A 938-nucleotide genomic window follows, 5' to 3' on the forward strand; every position below is an offset into this window, starting at 1 on the left:
CACGTTTAGAGTTGGATAATGCGAATTTAGCTTTGCGTAATGCTGAATTAGATCTTGATCGGCGAACAATTCGTACGCCGATTAGCGGGACTGTTGGCATTTTACCCATTGATGAGGGCAATGCTGTAGCTCTTAATACTGTAATAGGTCGTGTTGAAAATAGAGAACGTATTTTAGTCGATATATGGGTTCCTGAACGGTACGCATCGCATATTCATAAAGGAGATGAAGTGACTGCGACATTAATGGCACAGCCGGATAAAACTCTTGTTGGTCATATTTATGCGATTGATAATGTCATTAATCCAGAAAGCCGCACACTTCATGTTCAGGTTGAAATCAAGAATGAAAAAGATACGCTTATGTCTGGTATGTCTTTTTCTGTTGCGTTGCAATTTTATGGTGATTTGCTTCCTGTTGTTAATCCTCTTGCGGTTCAATGGAACAGCAAAGGATCATTTGTTTGGCGTGTGAGAGATGGGAAGGTAGAACCCATTCCAGTATCAATTATTCAGCATAAAGCAGATCAAGTGTTTGTGAAAGCAGCCCTGAAAAGTGGTGATCAAATTGTCATTAAGGGAGTACAGATGCTTTATCCAGGAAGTCAGGTAACAATTGATGATTCAAAAGCCCGTCAACAGCAATTATTATCACTTCCTGAGCAGGATGTACAATGAGTCAAGAATTGAATACAAAGCAGCTTAGGGTGCAGGAAGAACAAGATGGTATAATTGGCTTATTTATTCGCAGACCGGTTTTTACCTTTGTTTTAAATGCTATGATTATAATCGCAGGGTTTGCTGCATGGCTGAATGTTGATGTACGAGAACTTCCGGATGTTGATACTCCAGTGATAACAATTATGACAGCTTTTGCTGGAGCATCAGCGGAAACAATAGATCGTGAAGTTACAAGAATTATAGAAGATGCCGTTTCTC

At 39.8% G+C, this 938-nt stretch carries 2 protein-coding genes; both read left to right on the plus strand.

Annotated features, from left to right (window positions below):
* Positions 1-677, plus strand: a 677-nt coding sequence (locus ACFIO5_RS10135; RefSeq protein WP_375705329.1) for an efflux RND transporter periplasmic adaptor subunit, incomplete at its 5' end; no start/stop codon positions are given.
* Positions 674-938, plus strand: a 265-nt coding sequence (locus tag ACFIO5_RS10140) for an efflux RND transporter permease subunit (RefSeq protein WP_375705330.1), incomplete at its 3' end; no start/stop codon positions are given. The genes ACFIO5_RS10135 and ACFIO5_RS10140, both read left to right, overlap by 4 nt.

The organism is Bartonella sp. AA86SXKL (assembly GCF_042196885.1).